Genomic DNA, 18,250 nt, shown 5'->3' with positions numbered 1-18,250 from the left:
CAACAATAAATCAACGGAAACAGTGAAATAGAAGGAACTTCGGTATGATCACATTGCTTGTCCTGCTGGTGCTGGCGATAGCCGTTGTGCTCGGCGTACCCTCCATCCGTAAAAAGGTGGTAACCCGTCCGGTGTTCGGCATCTTCAAAAAGATACTGCCGCCCTTGTCAGCTACCGAACGGGAGGCCATGGAAGCCGGCTCCGTCTGGTGGGATGGCGAGTTGTTTCGCGGCAACCCCGACTGGAAAAAACTGCACGGCTACGGCAAGGCCGAGCTGACCGCAGAGGAGCAGGCCTTTATCGACAACCAGGTCGAAACCCTGCTCGCCATGGTTGACGACTTCAAGATCGTCAACGAAACCAAAGACCTGCCGGAGCCGGTCTGGGACTATCTGAAGAAGGAAGGCTTCTTCTCCCTGATCATCCCGAAATCCTATGGCGGCCGCGAATTCTCGGCGATTGCCAACTCCACCATCGTCACCCGTATCGCGACCAAGAGCCTGAGCGTGGCGGTCACCGTCATGGTGCCGAACTCCCTCGGCCCGGGCGAACTGCTGATGCACTACGGCACCCAAGCCCAGAAAGATTTCTGGCTGCCGGGGCTGGCCAATGGCAAAGAGGTGCCCTGCTTCGCCCTGACCGGGCCGGAGGCTGGCTCCGATGCGGGTGCCATTCCTGACAAGGGGATCGTCTGTAAAGGGATGCACAAGGGTGAAGAGGTGCTGGGTATTCGCCTCAACTGGAACAAGCGCTACATCACCCTGGCCCCCCGCGCCACCGTGCTGGGGCTGGCGTTCAAACTCTATGACCCGGAAAAACTGTTGGGTGACAAGGAAGAGCTGGGCATCACCTGCGCGCTCATCCCAACCAGCCACCCAGGCGTGCGCGTTGGCGATCGCCACTACCCCATGGGTCTGGCGTTCCTGAACGGCCCGACCTTCGGCAAGGATGTGTTCATTCCGCTCGACTGGATCATCGGCGGCCCGGATTACGCCGGTCGCGGCTGGCGCATGCTGGTCGAATGCCTCTCCGCCGGTCGCGGCATCTCGCTGCCTGCCCTGGGCACCGCTTGCGGTCATATGGCGAGCCGTACCGTGGGCGCCTACTCCTATGTACGCAAGCAGTTCGGCATGTCCATCGGCAAGTTTGAAGGGGTGCAAGAGGCGCTGGCTCGCATCGGCGGCCTCACCTATCAGCTGGAAGGAGCCCGTCGTATGACCGCAGGTTCCTTGGACTTGGGTCAGGCACCGGCCATCGTCACCGCGATTTCCAAGTACCACATGACCGAGATGGCGCGCCAGATCATGGATGACTCCATGGACATCCACGCCGGTCGTGCCATCCAGCTGGGCCCGAAAAACTACACCGGCTACGCCTACATGGGTATTCCGGTCGCCATCACGGTGGAAGGGGCCAACATCCTGACCCGCAACCTGATGATCTTCGGGCAAGGGGCTACCCGCTGCCACCCGTACGTGTTTGCCGAGCTGGAAGCGGCGGCCGATACCGACGTGGAGCGCGGTCTCGAGAAGTTTGACGCCCTGCTGATGAAACACATCGCCTTCGGTGCCGGCAACTTCTTCGGCTCCCTGTTCCAGGGGCTGACCCTGGGCCAGTTCAACAGCGCGCCGGTGGCCGGTGAAACCGCTCGCTACTACAAGCAGCTCTCCCGCATGAGTAAAGGGCTGGCCCTGTGCGCAGACGTCTCCATGCTGATGCTGGGTGGCGATCTCAAGCGCAAGGAGATGATCTCCGCCCGTCTGGGTGACGTGCTGAGCCACCTCTACCTGGCCTCCGCCACCCTCAAGCATTACGAGGATCAGGGTCGCATGGTCTCCGATCTGCCATTCGTGCAGTACGCGGTGGAGCGCAACCTCTACCTGATTGGCAAGGCATTCGAGGGCTTCTTCCAGAACTTCCCGAATAAGGTGGTGGGTGCCGTGCTCAAGCGGGTGGTGTTCCCGTTCGGCGTCGGTTACAAGATGCCAGCAGACGATCGCTGCCATGCCATCTGTCTGGCCATGATGAAGCCGGGCGAGTTCCGCGACCGTCTGACCGCTCTCTGTTATGTGGGCAAAGACGAGGCGGATCCGGTCGGTCTGATGGAGCGTGCCTTCCAGGCCATGGTCGCCGTTCAGCCCTACGAGAAGAAGCTGGTGCAGGCCCAGAAAGAGGGCAAACTGCCCCGCAAACTGGCTCTGCCGGAGCTGGTTGCCGCCGCGCTGGCCGGTTCCATCCTGAGCAAGGACGAAGCGGACAAACTGCTGGCCGCCGATGCCCTGCGCTACGAAGCCATTCAGGTAGACAACTTCGCCCCGGGAGAGCTGGAAGGCTTCTCACAGCAACCAAACAAGCAGCCAAACAAGGTCGAGCACGCGGCCTGATCCCCTGGCAAACCTTTACCAAACCGGCCCTAGTGGCCGGTTTTTTTGTTTGTTAACCATGCATTTACAAGCCGGGAGAATTCCAGTTAAATGCTTGAGTCCCTGTTGCAGGGGCTTTGGAAGCAAGGCCAGCGGAATGGCCGATAACAACAACTCAGGAAGAGTGAATGAACCTCGCCAAAACGGCGATCGAACGCCCCATCTGGGTGGCGGTCTCGATCGTGCTGATTTTCCTGCTGGGCCTGCTCAGCATCCGGGAACTGCCGATCCAGCTGTTCCCCGACATCGACCGTCCACACCTCAACATCTCGGTGAGCTGGCGTTCAGCCTCGCCCCAGGAGATGGAGTCGGAGATCACCGACCCCATCGAACAGGAGATGCAGGGGATTCAGGGGCTCAAGAGCCTCACCAGCGAGAGTTATCCCGGCTTTACCGAAATCGACATGGAGTTTGCCCTCGGCACCGACATGCAACGGGCCCAGCTCGATGTGATTTCGCGGCTGAACCGGGTCTCGGGATTGCCGGACAAGATCGGCGGCCCCTACGTCAACAACTACAGCAGCAACGATACCCTCACCTTCTTCTTCATCCAGCAGCTGCCCGGTGCCAAAGGGGTGATCGATGATCATCAGGCGCTGATCGAGGCGCGGGTCAAACCCGAGCTGGAGCGCATCGAAGGGGTCTCGACGGTCGCGATCGAGGGGATCAACGAGCGCCAGATCCAGATCCGCTTCGACCCCTACCGCGCCGCCGAACTGGGAGTGGAGATCCCGGTGCTGGCCAGCCGCGCCACCACCGGCTGGGACGTGTCGGCCGGTACCCTCGACATCGGTCGCTGGGAGTACAAGCTGCGCTTTGCCGGTCGCTATGATGTCGAGACGCTGGGGGACAAGGTGGTGGACTGGCGCGATGGCCTGCCCATCTATCTGCGGGATGTAGCAGAAGTAAGGGTGGCCAGGGAAGAGAACCCGGTGCTGCGGATCCAGAACGGCAATACCGCCATCGCCGCCCAGATCTTCAAGGAGAGCGGCGCCAATGCCCTGGCATCCCTTGAGGCGATCAAGGCCCGGGTGAACGAGCTCAACCGCGAGGTGCTGGAGCCGGTCGGGCTGCACATGGAGCAGTCGTTCGATGCCTCCCTCTACATCAATCGCGCTGTCAGCATGGTCACCGCCAACCTGGGGCTCGGGGTGCTGCTCTCCTGTGCCATCCTCTGGCTCTTCCTGCGCCAGCTCAAGGCGACCCTGATGATTGCCCTCGCCATCCCCATCAGCATCATGCTCACCTTCTGTCTGCTCAAGGTGATGGATCGCACCCTCAATATCATCTCGCTGGCGGGCATCGCCTTTGCCGTCGGCATGGTGCTCGATGCCGCCATCGTGGTGCTGGAAAGCATCTACCGGCGCCACGAGCGGGGGGATTTGAGCAAGGCGGAGGCGGCGCTCGAAGGCACCCGTCAGGTGTGGACGGCGCTGGTCGCCTCCACCCTCACCACGGTCGCCATCTTCCTGCCGGTGCTGCTGCTCAACGATGTGGAGGGTCAGCTGTTTGCCGATCTGGCGCTCACCATCGCCTGCGCCGTGACGGTCTCCATGCTGGTCGCCGTCATCGTGCTGCCTGCGGTGGCGGCGCGCTGGATGGGACATGAAACACTGACCGATCCCTATGAGTCGCTGTGGCAGCGCACCACCCGTCACGTGATCCGCTGGACCTCGACCTCACGCCAGCGCTGGACGGTCATCACCCTGATGATGAGCCTGCCGGCCCTGGCCACCTGGGCGCTGCTGCCCAAGATGGATTATCTGCCGGACGTGAAACGGGACGCGGTGGATGTCTGGATGAACTTCACCCCCGGGGTCAACCTCAAGGCCCAGCGCGAAGAGGTGATCGATACCCTGATCGCCCGCCTCGCCCCCTACATGAAGGGGGAGAAAGAGCCAGCCCTCAAGAACTACTACATCTTGCGCTACCCGGGGGGCGCCCAGATTGGCGTGCGCCCCAAGGACGAGACCCGCATCAAGGAGCTGGAGAGCCTATTGATGAAACAGCTGCTGGTAGGCATTCCCGACACCCGGGTGTTCGGCGGTCAGGGGTCGCTGTTTGGCGGCTTTGACAGCGAAAACGGCGTCTCCCTGCTGCTGCAGGGGGGCAACCTGCCCGAGCTCTATCAGGCGGCCCGTGCCAGCATGGGGATCCTCAGCAAGGACCTGCCGGGAGCACAGATCCGGCCCGAGCCGAGTCTCGACTTCACCGCCCCCGAGCTCAAACTGGTGCCGCAAGATCGGCGTCTCGCCGAAGTGGGTTGGGATCGCACGCCCCTGCCCACCATCATCCAGACCTTTGGCGACGGCTTGCGGGTTGGCGAGTATTTCGATGGCGAGGATCGACTCGACATCATGCTGATGGGGCAGAGCTCCGCCAATCCGGACGAACTGAAGGCAGTGCCGCTGGCCACTCCCTCCGGGCGCATCGTTCCCCTTGGCGAGCTGCTGCGGGTGGAACACGACATGGGCCCGGCCAGCATCTTCCGGGCCGATGGGCGGCGCAGCATCATCCTGCAGATAGCGCCCCCGGCGGGCATGACCATGGAGCAGGTGCTCGACACCCTGAAAAACCGCAGTTTTGCCGCTATCCGCCCCCTGCTGCCCGCCGGTGGCGAGCTACGCATTGCCGGCAACGCCGACAGCCTGCAACAGGCGCTCGACAATCTGGGGACCATCTTCCTGTTCGCCGTGGTGATCCTGCTGGTGCTGCTGTGGGGAGTGTTTGCCTCCATCAAGGATGCCCTGCTGGTGCTGCTCACCCTGCCCCTTGCCTCGGTTGGCGGCGTGCTGGCACTGCAGCTGAGCGGGCTGCTGGTGCCGCTGCCGATGGATCTGCTCACCATCATCGGCTTTGTCATCCTGCTGGGACTGGTGGTCAACAACGCCATCCTGCTGGTGCATCAGACCCGCACCGCAGAGCGGGAAGGCATGAGCCGTCAGCTGGCGGTGGCCGATGCCCTGCAAAGCCGGATGCGCCCCATCGCCATGACCAGCCTCACCAGCATCTTCGGCATGCTGCCGCTGATGCTGAGCCCGAGCGAAGGAAGCGAAATTTACCGCGGGCTCGCCACCGTCATTGTCGGCGGCATGAGCTGCAGCACCCTGTTTACCCTGATCCTGTTGCCTGCCTTCCTGCGTCTCGGGGAGCAGGTGACAATCCCACAACCCCTGCGCCAGCGGGCCTGAGCAAGGAGCTCATCGATGACACATATGATTACCCGAATGTTGGCTGGCGCGGCGCTGATAGCGGGCTGCGCGCTACCGGTCCTGGCCGATCAGGGCAAGATGGTGACCCTGGCGGATGTGACCCAAGGGGATGCGGCCGCCAATATCTGGGTCAGCGGCACGGTGGCGAGTCGCCAGCAGGCGGCGCTCAGCGCCGAAGTAAGTGGCCGGGTGGAGTGGATCGCCGAATTTGGCAGCCGGGTCAAAAAAGGGGACGAGCTGCTGCGCCTCGACAGCGCGGCACTGCGCCTCTCGCTGGAGCAGGCTCGCGCCGAGCAGGCGAAATGGCAGAACAACCTGCGTTTCGCCCGCGCCGAATCCCAACGGATCACCCGGCTGCACCAGCAAAAGAGCGCCTCCCGAAGCCAGTACGACAAGGCCAGTTATGATGTGGAGCAGGCCGCGCTGGCCGAGCGGCTGGCCGCCATACAGGTGAACCAGATTGAGGAACAGCTGCGCCGCAGCCACATCTATGCCCCGTTCGATGGGGTGGTGAACAACCACTTCATCCAGCCCGGCGAGCATGTGGACGCGGGCGAGCAGGCGCTGGAGCTGGTCAACCCGGATCAGCCGGATATCCGCCTGCAAGCCCCCATTCTCTGGGCCCAGCAGCTGGCGCCGCAAACCCGGCTGCGGGTGGAGGGGGAGCAGCTGAGTGGTCACGGCGTCTATTACCAGCGGGCCGCCAGCGCCGATCCCAAGTCGCGCCTCATCGAGCTGCGCCTCAAACCGGAAGCGGGCACCTTCATCATCGGCTCGCCAGTACGGGTTGCCCTGCCACTGGGGGATCAGCAGAGCATGCTGCTGCCCCGGGACGCCCTGGTGCTCGGCACCGATGGCAGCGTGGTCTATCAGGTGGCGCGAAGCGGCAAGTCGCTCAAGGTTAATCGGGTGCCGGTCACCGTGCTGTTTGGCGACAGCCAGCAGGTGGCGGTGAGCGGCGCCCTCAAGCAGGGGGATCGGGTGGTGGTGCGTGGCGCAGGCAGCCTGCAGGATGGCGACACCATAGCGCTGTTCAAGGGCTAACCACGCTCGACGCAGGCTGGCCAATCTTTGCCCGCTTGACCCGGGACATACAGCCAAACGGGCCACAGTTTGCTATCTTGGCGGCCATCACTCGCGTTTAGAGCAATCAACACCCATGAGCATTATTTTGGGCATCGATCCGGGATCGCGGATCACCGGATACGGGGTTATCCGGGTCGTGGGCGGCAAGGCCGAATACTTGGGCTCTGGCTGCATCCGCACCGATTGCGGCGAGCTGCCGGAGCGCCTCAAGCAGGTCTATGACGGGGTATGCGAGATCATTACCCAGTTCAAGCCCACCGAGTTTGCCATCGAGCGGGTCTTTATGGCCCGCAACGCCGACTCGGCCCTGAAACTGGGACAGGCCCGGGGCAGCGCCATCGTCGCCGCGGTCAACGCCTATCTGCCGGTGAGCGAATACTCTGCCACCCAGATCAAGCAGGCAGTGGTGGGCACCGGCGGCGCCGCCAAGGAGCAGGTGCAGCATATGGTGACCCATCTGCTGAAACTCTCCGCCACCCCGCAGGCGGATGCGGCAGATGCCCTCGGCGTCGCGCTCTGCCACCTGCATACCCGCCAGAGCCTGATCAAGATGGCCGGCCGCGCCAGCAGCTCGGTACGTGGCCGCTATCGCTGAGCCCTTATGTCGTCCACGACTCATCTCGGTATCGCTAAATAAAAAAACCGCCCCGGATCTCCGGGGCGGTTTTGTTTTGGGCAGGTAACAACCGGCGGGACTTGTCAGATGAATGTTCTCTCACGTAGCCGACCATATATTCAGCCGCCTTATTCAACCGCGGCATTCGCCCCGGCGAGTCGGGCCTGCTGTCCACCACGCTTTTCCAGCGCCGAGCTCATGGCGAGGGAGAGCGCCTCCAGCTGGCCGTCGAGGCTGGCATCGATGATCCCCACCTCGGTCTCGAGGATGCAACCCCCCTGATCGAGGCGGGCATCGGCGGAGATCTCGAGATAACCGATTTCGGGGAAATCCTTGTGCACCCGGGCAATCTGGTCGCGCACCGCCTGCACCTGCTCGGGATGAACCCGTATCGTCACCTGCTTCTGGTTGCTCACCAGCGAGAGCGCCTCGCGCACCACCTTGAGGGTGAGCGCCACCTGATCGTAATCGTGCAGGATCTTGCGCACCGCCTGCAGCACCACCTCGCTCATCTGCTGCTCCACGGTGCGATAGTACCCCTGGCACTGCAACTGGGTCTGGTGGATCAGCACTGCCTGTTCGCGCCGGGCCTCGTCAATCCCGGCTTGCCAGCCAAGGCTCTTCTGCTCTTCATAGACGGCGCGGGCCTCCGCCACGATATCAGCCGCCTGGGCGCGGGCGGCCTCTACCAGCTCCTGCGCGCTCAGGTAGGAGAGGTAATCATGGCTACGCAAAATACGCTGGCTTGGCGCCAGTTGCAGATGGTTACTCTTTATTTCAACAAATGGCAGCATTGGGGAGTTACCTGTTTGGCAATCTTGAGACAAAGCGCCCGGGCCAGTGGCCGCTGGTCAGCCGCCAGAGGCCATGATGGCCCGGGTGGCGCCGGGGGAAGTCGCAGGGCGAGGCGGCGAGCCCAGTCGGGGTAGCCTTCCCCGGCCGCAGCCAGCCAGAACTGCAAACCAGCTTCTTCCAGCACACCCTCATAGAGCTGAGTGGGCAGAGGCTGCTGCCAGCCTGCGGGCCAGGGGCCGATCAACAAGTCGAGCTGGGAAAGTACGGCTCTGTGCCCCTCCTCCCCCAGCAAGGCGATGATCTGGCGCAGCGTCGGTGCCAGCAGACAGCGGCGGATCGCCTCGCCGTGCAGCACTGCCCCCAGACGGCGCAACAGCAGCACCAGCTCGCTTTGGGGAAAGAGCGCCAATCCCCCCAGAGGCGCGGGCATCTCGTAGCCAATTCCCAATGCCAGCGCCTCAAGCAGGGCGCCGTTACTGGCTGGCAGCGTCCGCCACTCGGGCAAAAGTTTCGGCACCTGCGCCCAGGATGAGGGCAGGTGCGCCTCATGGAGGTAACTGGCCGGGCAAAAGCGCAGCTGATAGGGGGTCAAACCGACCGTCATCCGCGACTCCGGCTCCGGTGCCACATGTATTGCGCCAGGTTGCTGGTCACCACCAGCGCCAGCAACAGGGCAATCAAGCCGCCCAGCCGCCACGTTGAACCTTCGCTCACTTCAATGGAGAACAGCGAGGTATTGCGCGGCATCAGCGGACTCTGGCGCACATCGGCCGAGGGTACCAGCACCACGCTGATCCGGTCGTAGGCGAGCCCCTCGATACTGTTGTTGACCAACTGCTTGATCTGCGGGATGTAAGTATCGAGCTGGATATCCGCCGCATGCTTGATAAAGACCGAGGCCGAGGCGGGAGAGGGTTTCTTGCTGATCCCCTCATTGCCTTCCGGCAGCACCACATGGACGCGAGCCACCAGCACGCCGTCTATTTCCGACAGGGTATTGGAGATCTCCTGCGCCTTGGCATAAGTGAGACGAGCCCGCTCCTCGGTCGGCGAGGAGATGAGGCCATCCTTGGGAAACACATCCTGCAGGGTGGAGAAGCTCTCTTTTGGATAGCCCTTGCGTTTGAGGGTCTCGATGGCCTGCGCCACGTCGGACTCCTCCACCAGCAGCTTGATGCGGCCATCCTTGTCCGGCTGCTTGTCCGAGGCGATCCCCTCGGTCTGCAGCAACGCCAGCATCTCGTTGCCCTCTTTCTGAGTGACCCCGGTATAGAGCTCCACTTTGCAACCACTGAGCAGCAACGAGGCGCTAAGCACCCCCATCAGCATCGATCTCTTCACACTACCTCACTGGGTCTTCAACAGGGTTTCTACGTTCTGGCTCATCTTGCCCACTGTCTTGGCAATCAGCTCCTCCTGCATGGTGATCCGCATCAGCGACCACTGCATCTGCATCAGGCTGTTAGGATCATCCCCCGGGGTGGCCAGCTCGGCTTGCAGGCTCTGTTTGGCCTCGACAAACTGCTGTTTCAACTCCCCCAGCTCCCCCAGAAGAGAGCTCCCCATCCCCTGGGATGTGCTCCCCATCGCCTGCTCAAAGCTGGCGACATGGGGCGAGGAGAGATCCACCGCTTTCAACTCATCCAGGCTGGTGACCACCGCCTGGGCAGACTGTGTAATTTCCATCACGCCTCCAGATCAAGTTTGTGCGAATTGCGCATCAGATTGTCGACCATGCCGTTGAGCGGGATCAGGGTCATCAGCTCGCGCCGAGCCAGTGCATCGAGAAATTGATGCCCCGCGGGCACAGCGCCCTGCCCGTCCCTGAGCTCGCTCAACAAGTTCAGCAACACCTTCTCCCGCCGCGATGCCAGGGGGTCAAACTCCCGCATGGTGGCTCGCAACTCCGGCAGATCGATGGCATCCACCACCGGCGACTGACGCTCGCCAAAACGCGCGATCAGCTTGTCGGTGACCGGGGCAAACAGTTGCTTGCCAATCTCCGGCGCCGATTTGTCGCCCTGTTGGTAGATCTGCCAGAGCAGTTCACGCTTGGCGGCTGGTGCTACACCGGCAAGCAACCCCTCAAGAGGGGCCCCCTGTTGCCAGCGTTCGAACAGATCCGGCTCGGGGGCTTTGGCCAGCAGTCGCTCGAACTGGCGTTGAGCCATGGATTCGGGCGGGGGGGGCTGACGCAGCGGCTGCTCTCCCCCCAGCTGATCGCTGCCTTCAATTTTCATGAGGCCATCTGCTCGCGCAGGCCTGCGGCAAACTGTTGCAAGGTTGGCTGACCGCTCTGCTCCAGTCGCAGCAACCGTGCAGCCAGCGCCTCCTGCTGACCAAGCCGCCACTCGCACAGGGCCAGCCAGGGCTCGATATCCGGTGTGCAGTGCTCGCCACCAAGCTGCAAAGCGGCCTGGTAATCCCCCCGGTTCATCAGGGAGGAGAGGCGAATGAGCGTTACACACTCGGTCATCTCCGGCGCACCAGCCAGCCAGTCGGCGATAGTGGCCGCCTCCTGATGGCAATGGTGGCCGGTGCCAGCCAGCGCAAGTTCGGCCAGTTGTCGCTTGAGTTCAGGGTTCATCATCAAATCTTCTGCAAAATACCCTGCATCAGGTCTTTCATGGCCCGAGTCACGGTGGAGTTGATGTTGTAGATCACCGACCATTTGTTGATCTTGTGCTGCAACTCGGCCAACAACGCCGGGTTATCCGGATTGGTTTTCATCGCCTCAATGGCCTTGTTGACCTCGGTATTGGCGTCATTGGCCTGCCCGGAGAGGTTCGATGCCACCTGATCGAGGGTGTTAGTAGTACCGTCCGCATACTTAAAGTAATCAGCCATGGTTGTGCTCCTTTATCTTGCCAATGATCGTGAGCCCCGCCTCGATGGCGTCGGCCTGTTGTTGCCACTCCCGATACTGTTGCGGGGTTCCCCCGCGCAGCAGTTGCCGTTTCACGTCTCCCTGCGCCTGAACAAGCTGCTCATGCAGCTCACGGGCAAAGGCGGGATCAGCGCCGGACAGTCGCGCTTCCAAACTGGTCATCATGCCGTTCGGCTCCTTTTAATTTGACGATGTATTGCTGCTTGCCCTTGCTCACCACCACCGCATCGGGGCGAATGGCCAGCACCCGCACCCCGCTGGAGGTTGCGCCCCCCACCGGATAGCGCTGGTTGTCTGCCAGTACCACATAAGGCACCCGGCCAAACGAGACGCTGCGCACGTCGAACTCCAGCTCATCCTGACGCGGCGTTCTGGTCTGATTGATCAGCTCCAGCGTCGGGTGTGTACCGAACTCCCGGCGAAACTGCTGATTGACCTGCTGAAACTGGCCAAGTTGGCGCTCATCCAGCTGGCCGGAGAGTTCGAGTCGCCCACCCGCCTCGCGCACCCGCAATGCACCGGCCAGCCCCAGCTCCTGCAGCAAGGCATCGAGGCGCTTGCGATAAGCCCCGGCAATCTGTACCTGATTTTCAACCCCCAGCAGGCCGGGCACCTCCTGCTTGAGCAGAGATTCAATGGTGCTCCATTTGCCATCCTGCCCCTGAATTTCGCCGCTGAGCTTGAGCCAGCCGGGCTCCTTGCCATTGCGGATCTGCAGCTGTTCATAACCCAGCTTCTGCAAGATAAAGCCGGCCCCCTGCCGCAGATCTTCCATGGTGCGCAGCTCCAGCCGGTAGTTGAAACCCTTGCTGTCGAGGTACTGCTGCAAAGCAAGACGCGCGCTGTTCTCATCGACATAACCCGAGAGTTGCCACAGCTCGGGATCACTGCTGTTCAGTACCACCTGACGGTAGTTTGGTGCGGCCAGAAAGCGCTTCAATGCCTGCTCACTGCGGGCGGATTCGTTCTCATCGGCGCCATGCCACCAGCCCGTGCCGAGCAGCAAGACCACGGCGACCACCAGACTCAGGCAGAGGGCGCCCATCCAGACATCGGCGCCCGCTGCCCGCCGCCGCGGCGCACGAGAAGGAGCAATCACCGCCGCCAGTGCCTCCAGCTGTTCGGGTAGCGAACGACTGTTGTCACAGAAGCTCCAGAGCAGCGGGCCTGCCTCCAGGCGCGTTCCCGCCCTGAGAGTCTCTCCCGCGGTCAGGACGACACCGTCCTGAGTCGGGGTAATACCGTCCGCCCAGGCTTGCAGGGTGATCCCTTCACCACTCACCAGCAGTACCAGATGCTCGGGGGCCATCCCCTCATCCACCAGCACCAGATCAGCGTTGAGGGGATCGGAACCGATGACCAGACGCCCCTCAGGCAGAGGAACTTCTACCCCGCGGTTGAGCCCGCGATATACGCGGCACTTCCAGCTCATCGGGTCGCGCCCTCATTGTCCGCCTGCACACACCAGCTGGCGGCCGGTGTACATTTTTGATCCTTGTTCATTTCGACCAGACGCCACCCCAGCTCATTGCCCATCCGGCACTGAGTGAGGGACGAGCTCTTGCCCCCCTGACGCAGCAGCTGCTGCACGTCACGGGCTGCAGCCAGCGGCTGGCATTGCGCGCCCCCCAGCACCTTGCCAAGGGAGAGACTCTGATTGGAGATCTCATCAGCCCCGAGCACCCCGGCTCGCAGATCCTGACCATTGCCGAGGGCCAGATAGTGGGCAATACCGTCATCAATAAGACGAGGCTCGATGATAAAGAGCCGCACCGAGCGACGGGTCTGGGTGTCCTTGCTACGGAACAGCGCCCCCAGATAGGGGATGTCGCCAAGGAAGGGCACCTTGCTCAGGTTCTCGCTCATCTCGTCGCGGTAGATACCGCCTATCAGCAGACTCTGGCCGTGGCCGACCCGGGCGATGGTATCGACCACGGTGCGACTGATGGTGGGAATGCCATCGGCCCCCGCACTGTTGGGTTTCTGGTTGCCATCCTCGATGTGGAGGCTCAGGCTGATCTCGGGTCTGTCACCCATCTGGATCACCCGGGGCGTCATCCGCAGCATGGTGCCATAAGTGATCCCCTGCAGCTCGGCCACCCGCTCGCCGCTGATCTTCACGTAATAGGTTTCGCTGTGGTCGATCACCGCCTGGGTGTTTTCCTGGGTCAGCAAGGTCGGGCGGGAGACCACCTGGGCATTGCCTTCGTTTTCCAGCAAGTTGACCCGGGCCAGCAGATAGTCGAGTCCCTTGGAGTCCACCAGACTGCCGAGCGCAGCGCCCCCTTCAATTCCTTTGCGATCGCCGGTGGTCTTGATAATCACCTGCTGGTTGGAACCGGTGCGGATCCCCACTCGCCAATCCACCCCCAACTGGGAGAGATCCTCGGCATTGATATCGATGATGGAGAGCGCCACCTCGATACGGGCCGCCGGTTTGTCGAGCGCGGCGATCAACTTGCCGTACATCGCCATCCGCTCCGGAGCATCGCGCACGATCACCGCATTGAGGGAAGGATCGGCTTGCACGATGGCCTGACCGGAGGTGGCCGTCGCTGCCTTGCTACCCTCGCCGTTGACCATCTGCACGCCAGCATCGCTCAGAAGCTTGGCCAGAATGGTCGCCACACCGGGCGCCGCCACATCGGTATCGCGGTACTGGATGGAGCGATCGGTCGCCGAGGCGTACTTGAGGGGGAAGATCTCGATGGCCAGCGGCCCGGTCTTCTCGCTGCGCAGCTGGGATTGTTGCTCCAGTGCCAGCGCGGTCTGCTCGATCAGTTCAAGGTAACGGGGCGGGCCGGAGACATAGACCAACCGGTTATCCGCATCGGGGCGCCAGCCAAAACGGGGCTCCCAGATCCCGGCTCGTTGCAGCGCCTGCTTGAGTTCTGCTGCGCCAGTCTGCTCAAGATTGATGAGACGGGACTGCACTTCGCTGTTCTTGAAGACGTAGAGCACATTGCCGTCGTAGTACCAGACCAGGTTGTAGAGGGAGGAGAGCTGCTGCAAAAAGGCTAGCGGCTCGTCATGCTCAAACTGACCGTTGACCTGATCGTTGACCTTGTCGCTGACCACTACGGAGACCTCGTAGTTGGCACCGAAGTTGACCAGCACGTCGCGCAGACTCTCCCCTTCTGCCACATAGCTGTAAGGCATGGGCACCCAGTCCAGCTCCTGTGCCATGGCGGGACGCTGCCACGCCATCACGGCGAGGCAGATCCACAACAGGGGACGCAGCAGGGGTTGCACACTCAAGGGTGCCATATCATCTGTCTCCATTGGGGGGCCAAGGCGGCCTCGGTCAATTGGGGTTCCAACCGTTCCAGCAGGGCGATGTGCAGGCTCAGGCGCTCCGCCAGCAACGCCTCATCGAGCCACTCCAGCGCGAGCCGCGCCTCCAGCTGCAAATTGCCAAGATCGTCCAGCACCAGGGCATGGGGGGCATGACGCCCCCAGGCCACCACCTGTTGCAACAGACGCTTTAGCAGCGCCGGATCATGGGCCTCAGCGTCATTCCTCTGGCCGCTTGCAAGCGGGGTACTCAGCAGCAATTCACCGTTTCTGGGGGTCAGAAAGAGGGGATAACCATCGATCCGCAGATGGTACTTTCCCTGTGCGTCGGCAATAAAAGGCCCTTGGCCAAGGTTTGCGGCCAATCGATTCAGTAGCGTTTGCATAGTTCCTCGGGCTATCTAGGGCGCAGGAGGCTGCCAGTAGAAGTGATCCTGACCCAGGGCAATGCCCCGGCCGGCCAGCCACTCATGCAGGGTTAGGGCTGCCTCATCCTGATGGGGCAGAGCCTGCAGGGCATGCCAGAATGTGCCGAGCTCAAGCGGTACCGGCATCAGGTGAACCGGGTCTCCCTCCTTGCTCGTTTGTGCATACCAGGCAGGCCAGGCCAGCTGGAGACGAGCCTCACAATCACTCTGCAGCCGGGTGAGCTCCTGCTCGCGCTGGTTCAACTGCTCAAGCTGATCGGCGATCCGGCTCTCCAGATCCGCCGGTACATCGACCACGGTCTGCCAGAACACGGCCTGGGCATTGAGCTGGCGGCGCATCACCTGCAACTGCTCCAGTTCGTTAAGCCAGGCGCCGTAAAGTGGTTCAAGACGCTGAACCCACCAGCGGTGCAAGGGATAGAGCACCCAGTGCCACAGCAAGGGACGATCCGCCAGATTGATGCGGTCCCCCAGCTGCTGCATCCAGTCACAACGCTCGCTGCCTGCCAGCCGCAAGATCTGTTGCAGCTCCTCACGCGAGACGGCCAGCGCGGCATCGAGACGGCGCTGAAACCAGATGGAGCCCAACAGGCTCTCCAGTCGGGTTCTGGGCAACAGTCTTTGCAACAGGGCCATCTGCTGCGAGGTGATCACGCCGGCATCCTGATAACGGAGCACGGACAGCTGGCCGACCAGACGATCCCGACTCAGGGTATCTGGCTGGACAACGGTAACCCGACGACCTGCAAACAGGCCCTGGTTAGGTGAATGGTGATCTTGCTGACTCATGCTATGCCTTGCTCATCTTGCTGCGGGCAATAATGGAATGATGTTTCGATATGCAGGCTATTCTATCCATTGCCTCGCTCCGCGGCTTATAAAAAACGTCAGATTATTTTAGTCCGGCGTTAATCTGTGCCGTGTCGGGCACGGCTTGGCGTACAGCCAAAACGACGACGATAACTCTGGGTAAAATAGGATTGGCTGGAGAAACCGGCCTCCATCGCAATATCGACAATGCTCATTTCACTATTGAGTAATAACTGATGAGCGAAAAGGATCCGCCTCTCACTGATCCAGGCACGCGGAGAAACACCATATATCGAGCCAAACAGCTCCTTGAAAGTGGTCAATCCCATACCGAACTCTTTGGCGAATTCGCTGAGCTTCCACTCCATCAGATAGTGCTTTTCCATAAACTGTTGCAACCGCTCGACCTGGCGATTGCTCAGCTGGCGCAAAATAGACATCAGTTGAGGCCCCTGTTCGCCAAAAGCGAGCAGAAACAGCAACTCTTCGGTGCGTAATTGGGCCAGTGCGGGGGGATGTTCATGTTCGGTCAACCCGCGCAGCCCCTGAATACATTGGGTCAGCAAGGGGGATGAGTGAAACGGCAACAGCGTGGGGGCCATCCCCTCCAGCCGGGGGACTTCACTCAACAGTGAACCGAAACGTTGCAAGAAGCCTTGCAAAAAGGAGTTTGACAGAGGTAGCCAAAGCAGGCGGCAGGGGCCGTCACCGGTACAGACCGCGTAGTTGCCACGGCGCACGAACAGAAGTTCGTTGGGGGATAATTCATAGGTATCGGTACAGTCTTGCCACTTCATCGATCCTTCCAGGAGAATATAAATTCCCTCTTGCGGATGTTCGATAACGTTAAAAGCAGACATGCACCACTGGAGCAGGGCCATATCGCCCTTCTCTGTGGTAGTAATGCCCTTCATGTTTTATTTTCCTGAATCTGCGTGTAGTACCAGTAACACCTCCGGAAGCGGGTCGCTCTCGGGTGCTTTATTATTGCTGTTATTTTTATTTATTATTTTGTAATCAAGTCATTCGCTGGTGAATTCAAAAATTAATCACCATTGAAATGAGGGGGGATCCTACAACAGTCACAAGCAGAAAAACCAGCCTAAAATTAGAGCTAACACACTATTTATCCAGTGCAACGACTCATACTTAATGGTGTGCTTACAGCAAAAGATACTTCGTTACAAAAAGAAACCTTCAATTTTAACTGACAAATTAATAAATGATTGATTTGAGGCTTTTTATTTAAACACAATCATTACTGACATTGTGGATAACAAGCTTTTGGCTGCAATTGAATAACCATTTTTTTGTCATTAAAAATCTTAAAAACTTTCTGCTGACTCATAGCCTGTACCGCGGTGCCATCCATAAATCGCAAGCGGGCACGCAGATAGATCTCCCCTTCCGCCAGTTGCAGAGGGGTCAAACGCAGATCAAACAGCAATGGCAGCATGGTCACCTCATAACGGGTGGCAGCCACTTGCAACGGACGCTCCCCGATCACGCTGAGCACTGCCACCTCCACCGTCGCCGGACGTGGCAAGGCTTGCGGGAAATGCACCTCGCCCTTGAGTTGCTGTTGCGAGGGCTTCAGCTCCGGGGTGGTGACACAACCGGCCAGCATGGCCGACAACATCAGTGCCAGCAGACCTCTCATAACACCCGGATCCGCCGTTCACTCAGCGGGGTGTGCTCGCCCTGCTGCAGTCGCTGCAGCGCCATCTCCTGGACCTGATTGAGGGTAATGGAGCGGCGCAGCAGTACCGACAGGGGAACCTGGCTCGCACTGGCTGACCGGGCACTCACGGTTCTGCCTGCAAATGCCCCTACCTTGCCCGCCTCTGCCCCATGCAGGGCCAGCGCGCCTTGTGATTCCTGAATCTTCATGGTTATACCCGCACTCCCATCACCTGATCACTGCTGCCTGCTTCCCGAGTACCGGGTTGCAGCAACTCCTGCCAGAACTCGGCATGCTCCAGCATGCTGGCGAGACTCTCTTCAAGGTACGCCAGGGTCAACCGGCTTGCCGCCATCTGGCGATAGAGTTGCACCGTCAGACTCTCTTCATCGAAACCGAAGTGAAGATTGAACTGATACCAGTGACGATTGAAGCTGGCCAACTGACGGAAAATCCCCTCGCCCACCTGATGCAGCTCGGCCACGTCGGCCTGCAACACCAGCTGATCCCGCTCCGGCACCAGGATCAGGCTGAGTTGCAACTGCTCGTCAAAGCAGAGCGCCGCAACCCCCTCCTGATTCAGAGCCAGGGATGGCAAACCATATTTGGTGGCAAATTCAGCGAGCAGTCGATTGATGATGACAGTTACATCCATGATTTCCTCCAGCAGAGAGGAAGAGATGTTAGCCTGCCACCGCCATGCGGGCTGTCACTCAAGGGCGGCACTTTTAAGAAAAATGGCCGGAAAAAACAAAAAGGCGCCCCAGTGGGCGCCTTCATTGCCATGACGTTTATGCAACGCCGAATGCCGCTTTCCAGGCCTGATTCTGGCTCTGGGAATACTGCTGCATCAGTTGCAGCAGATCTTTCATAAAGTTGGCATTGAAGGACATATTGTCCTCGGCCTTCTGCTTCTCGCTCTGACTGATGGTCGCCTCGACCTCGTCTTCTTTCGCATTGGCCTGGCTATCACCCTGCGCCACCTGCACCGCAGAGTTGCTCATTTGCCCCACAGACT

The 18,250-nt window shown here is 60.7% G+C and carries 21 protein-coding genes; 4 read left to right on the top strand and 17 right to left on the bottom strand.

The features are described 5' to 3' along the window. Positions 1–44: 44 nt before the first annotated feature. The 4 genes from AACS18_RS06525 (at position 45) to ruvC (ending at position 7,316) form a co-directional block, all read left to right on the top strand. Entirely contained in the window at positions 45–2,384 is a 2,340-nt protein-coding gene (locus AACS18_RS06525) for an acyl-CoA dehydrogenase (protein WP_108613965.1), read from the top strand. 167 nt (positions 2,385–2,551) lie between these two features. Continuing rightward, a complete protein-coding gene (locus AACS18_RS06520) occupies positions 2,552–5,614 on the top strand; it encodes an efflux RND transporter permease subunit (RefSeq protein WP_108613964.1) in 3,063 nt (1,020 codons plus the stop codon). 15 nt (positions 5,615–5,629) lie between these two features. Continuing rightward, the gene (locus tag AACS18_RS06515; RefSeq protein ID WP_108613963.1) at positions 5,630–6,679 is read left to right on the top strand and encodes an efflux RND transporter periplasmic adaptor subunit; all 1,050 of its coding nucleotides are present in this window, start codon (positions 5,630–5,632) and stop codon (positions 6,677–6,679) included. 115 nt (positions 6,680–6,794) lie between these two features. After that, complete coding sequence (gene ruvC, locus AACS18_RS06510) at positions 6,795–7,316, top strand: crossover junction endodeoxyribonuclease RuvC (RefSeq protein ID WP_005334512.1); 522 nt, start codon at positions 6,795–6,797, stop codon at positions 7,314–7,316. Positions 7,317–7,465: 149 nt separating this feature from the next. Here the strand turns inward: ruvC and ascL are convergent, their stop codons facing one another. The 17 genes from ascL to AACS18_RS23190 all read right to left on the bottom strand — a co-directional run. Continuing rightward, the gene (gene ascL, locus AACS18_RS06505; RefSeq protein ID WP_108613962.1) at positions 7,466–8,131 is read right to left on the bottom strand and encodes a SctL family type III secretion system stator protein AscL; all 666 of its coding nucleotides are present in this window, start codon (positions 8,129–8,131) and stop codon (positions 7,466–7,468) included. After that, positions 8,110–8,736, bottom strand: coding sequence for a SctK family type III secretion system sorting platform protein (locus AACS18_RS06500; protein WP_108613961.1), 627 nt, complete (start codon positions 8,734–8,736; stop codon positions 8,110–8,112). The genes ascL and AACS18_RS06500 overlap by 22 nt, the downstream gene beginning before the upstream one ends. After that, complete coding sequence (ascJ, locus tag AACS18_RS06495; RefSeq protein ID WP_181363420.1) at positions 8,733–9,473, bottom strand: SctJ family type III secretion inner membrane ring lipoprotein AscJ; 741 nt, start codon at positions 9,471–9,473, stop codon at positions 8,733–8,735. The genes AACS18_RS06500 and ascJ overlap by 4 nt, the downstream gene beginning before the upstream one ends. Before the next feature lie 6 nt (positions 9,474–9,479). Next, positions 9,480–9,818: a SctI family type III secretion system inner rod subunit AscI gene (gene ascI, locus AACS18_RS06490; RefSeq protein WP_005334527.1), complete on the bottom strand. Its 339-nt coding sequence runs from the start codon at positions 9,816–9,818 to the stop codon at positions 9,480–9,482. Continuing rightward, the gene (gene ascH / locus AACS18_RS06485; protein ID WP_108613959.1) at positions 9,818–10,372 is read right to left on the bottom strand and encodes a YopR family T3SS polymerization control protein AscH; all 555 of its coding nucleotides are present in this window, start codon (positions 10,370–10,372) and stop codon (positions 9,818–9,820) included. The genes ascI and ascH overlap by 1 nt, the downstream gene beginning before the upstream one ends. Further along, on the bottom strand, positions 10,369–10,722 hold the full coding sequence (locus tag AACS18_RS06480; protein WP_005334532.1) for a YscG family type III secretion system chaperone: 354 nt from the start codon (positions 10,720–10,722) through the stop codon (positions 10,369–10,371). Before AACS18_RS06480 ends, ascH begins: the two co-directional genes overlap by 4 nt. Beyond that, complete coding sequence (gene ascF, locus AACS18_RS06475; protein WP_040065226.1) at positions 10,722–10,979, bottom strand: type III secretion system needle filament protein AscF; 258 nt, start codon at positions 10,977–10,979, stop codon at positions 10,722–10,724. Before ascF ends, AACS18_RS06480 begins: the two co-directional genes overlap by 1 nt. Next, entirely contained in the window at positions 10,972–11,184 is a 213-nt protein-coding gene (locus AACS18_RS06470) for an EscE/YscE/SsaE family type III secretion system needle protein co-chaperone (protein ID WP_042054080.1), read from the bottom strand. The genes ascF and AACS18_RS06470 overlap by 8 nt, the downstream gene beginning before the upstream one ends. After that, the gene (ascD, locus tag AACS18_RS06465) at positions 11,147–12,451 is read right to left on the bottom strand and encodes a SctD family type III secretion system inner membrane ring subunit AscD (RefSeq protein ID WP_108613958.1); all 1,305 of its coding nucleotides are present in this window, start codon (positions 12,449–12,451) and stop codon (positions 11,147–11,149) included. Before ascD ends, AACS18_RS06470 begins: the two co-directional genes overlap by 38 nt. Then, complete coding sequence (gene ascC / locus AACS18_RS06460) at positions 12,448–14,301, bottom strand: SctC family type III secretion system outer membrane ring subunit AscC (RefSeq protein ID WP_180343680.1); 1,854 nt, start codon at positions 14,299–14,301, stop codon at positions 12,448–12,450. The genes ascD and ascC overlap by 4 nt, the downstream gene beginning before the upstream one ends. Continuing rightward, positions 14,274–14,699, bottom strand: a complete 426-nt coding sequence (gene ascB / locus AACS18_RS06455) for a YscB family type III secretion system chaperone AscB (protein WP_108613956.1) — start codon at positions 14,697–14,699, stop codon at positions 14,274–14,276. The genes ascC and ascB overlap by 28 nt, the downstream gene beginning before the upstream one ends. 15 nt (positions 14,700–14,714) lie before the next feature. Then, positions 14,715–15,530, bottom strand: a complete 816-nt coding sequence (gene exsD / locus AACS18_RS06450) for a type III secretion system negative regulator ExsD (RefSeq protein WP_021229950.1) — start codon at positions 15,528–15,530, stop codon at positions 14,715–14,717. A 119-nt stretch (positions 15,531–15,649) separates the two neighbouring features. Further along, positions 15,650–16,465 (bottom strand): helix-turn-helix transcriptional regulator, encoded by an 816-nt coding sequence (locus AACS18_RS06445; RefSeq protein WP_019446814.1) that lies wholly within the window; start codon positions 16,463–16,465, stop codon positions 15,650–15,652. A gap of 344 nt (positions 16,466–16,809) precedes the next feature. Then, entirely contained in the window at positions 16,810–17,211 is a 402-nt protein-coding gene (locus tag AACS18_RS06440; protein WP_108613955.1) for a YscW family type III secretion system pilotin, read from the bottom strand. Continuing rightward, positions 17,208–17,441 carry a T3SS regulon translocated regulator ExsE family protein gene (locus tag AACS18_RS06435; RefSeq protein WP_108613954.1) on the bottom strand — a complete coding sequence of 78 codons (234 nt, stop codon included), beginning with the start codon at positions 17,439–17,441 and terminating at the stop codon, positions 17,208–17,210. The genes AACS18_RS06440 and AACS18_RS06435 overlap by 4 nt, the downstream gene beginning before the upstream one ends. 2 nt (positions 17,442–17,443) lie before the next feature. Continuing rightward, a complete protein-coding gene (locus AACS18_RS06430; RefSeq protein ID WP_021229946.1) occupies positions 17,444–17,887 on the bottom strand; it encodes a type III secretion system chaperone in 444 nt (147 codons plus the stop codon). A 136-nt stretch (positions 17,888–18,023) separates the two neighbouring features. Further along, positions 18,024–18,250 (bottom strand): YopD family type III secretion system translocon subunit (locus tag AACS18_RS23190; RefSeq protein ID WP_258228872.1); only part of this gene is annotated, 227 nt, incomplete at its 5' end.

Origin of the sequence: Aeromonas sp. HMWF015 (assembly GCF_963878965.1) — a bacterium.
Lineage (GTDB): Bacteria > Pseudomonadota > Gammaproteobacteria > Enterobacterales > Aeromonadaceae > Aeromonas > Aeromonas veronii.
Note: the sequence above shows the minus strand (reverse complement) of the source record. Positions and strands in the feature narration are given on the sequence as shown.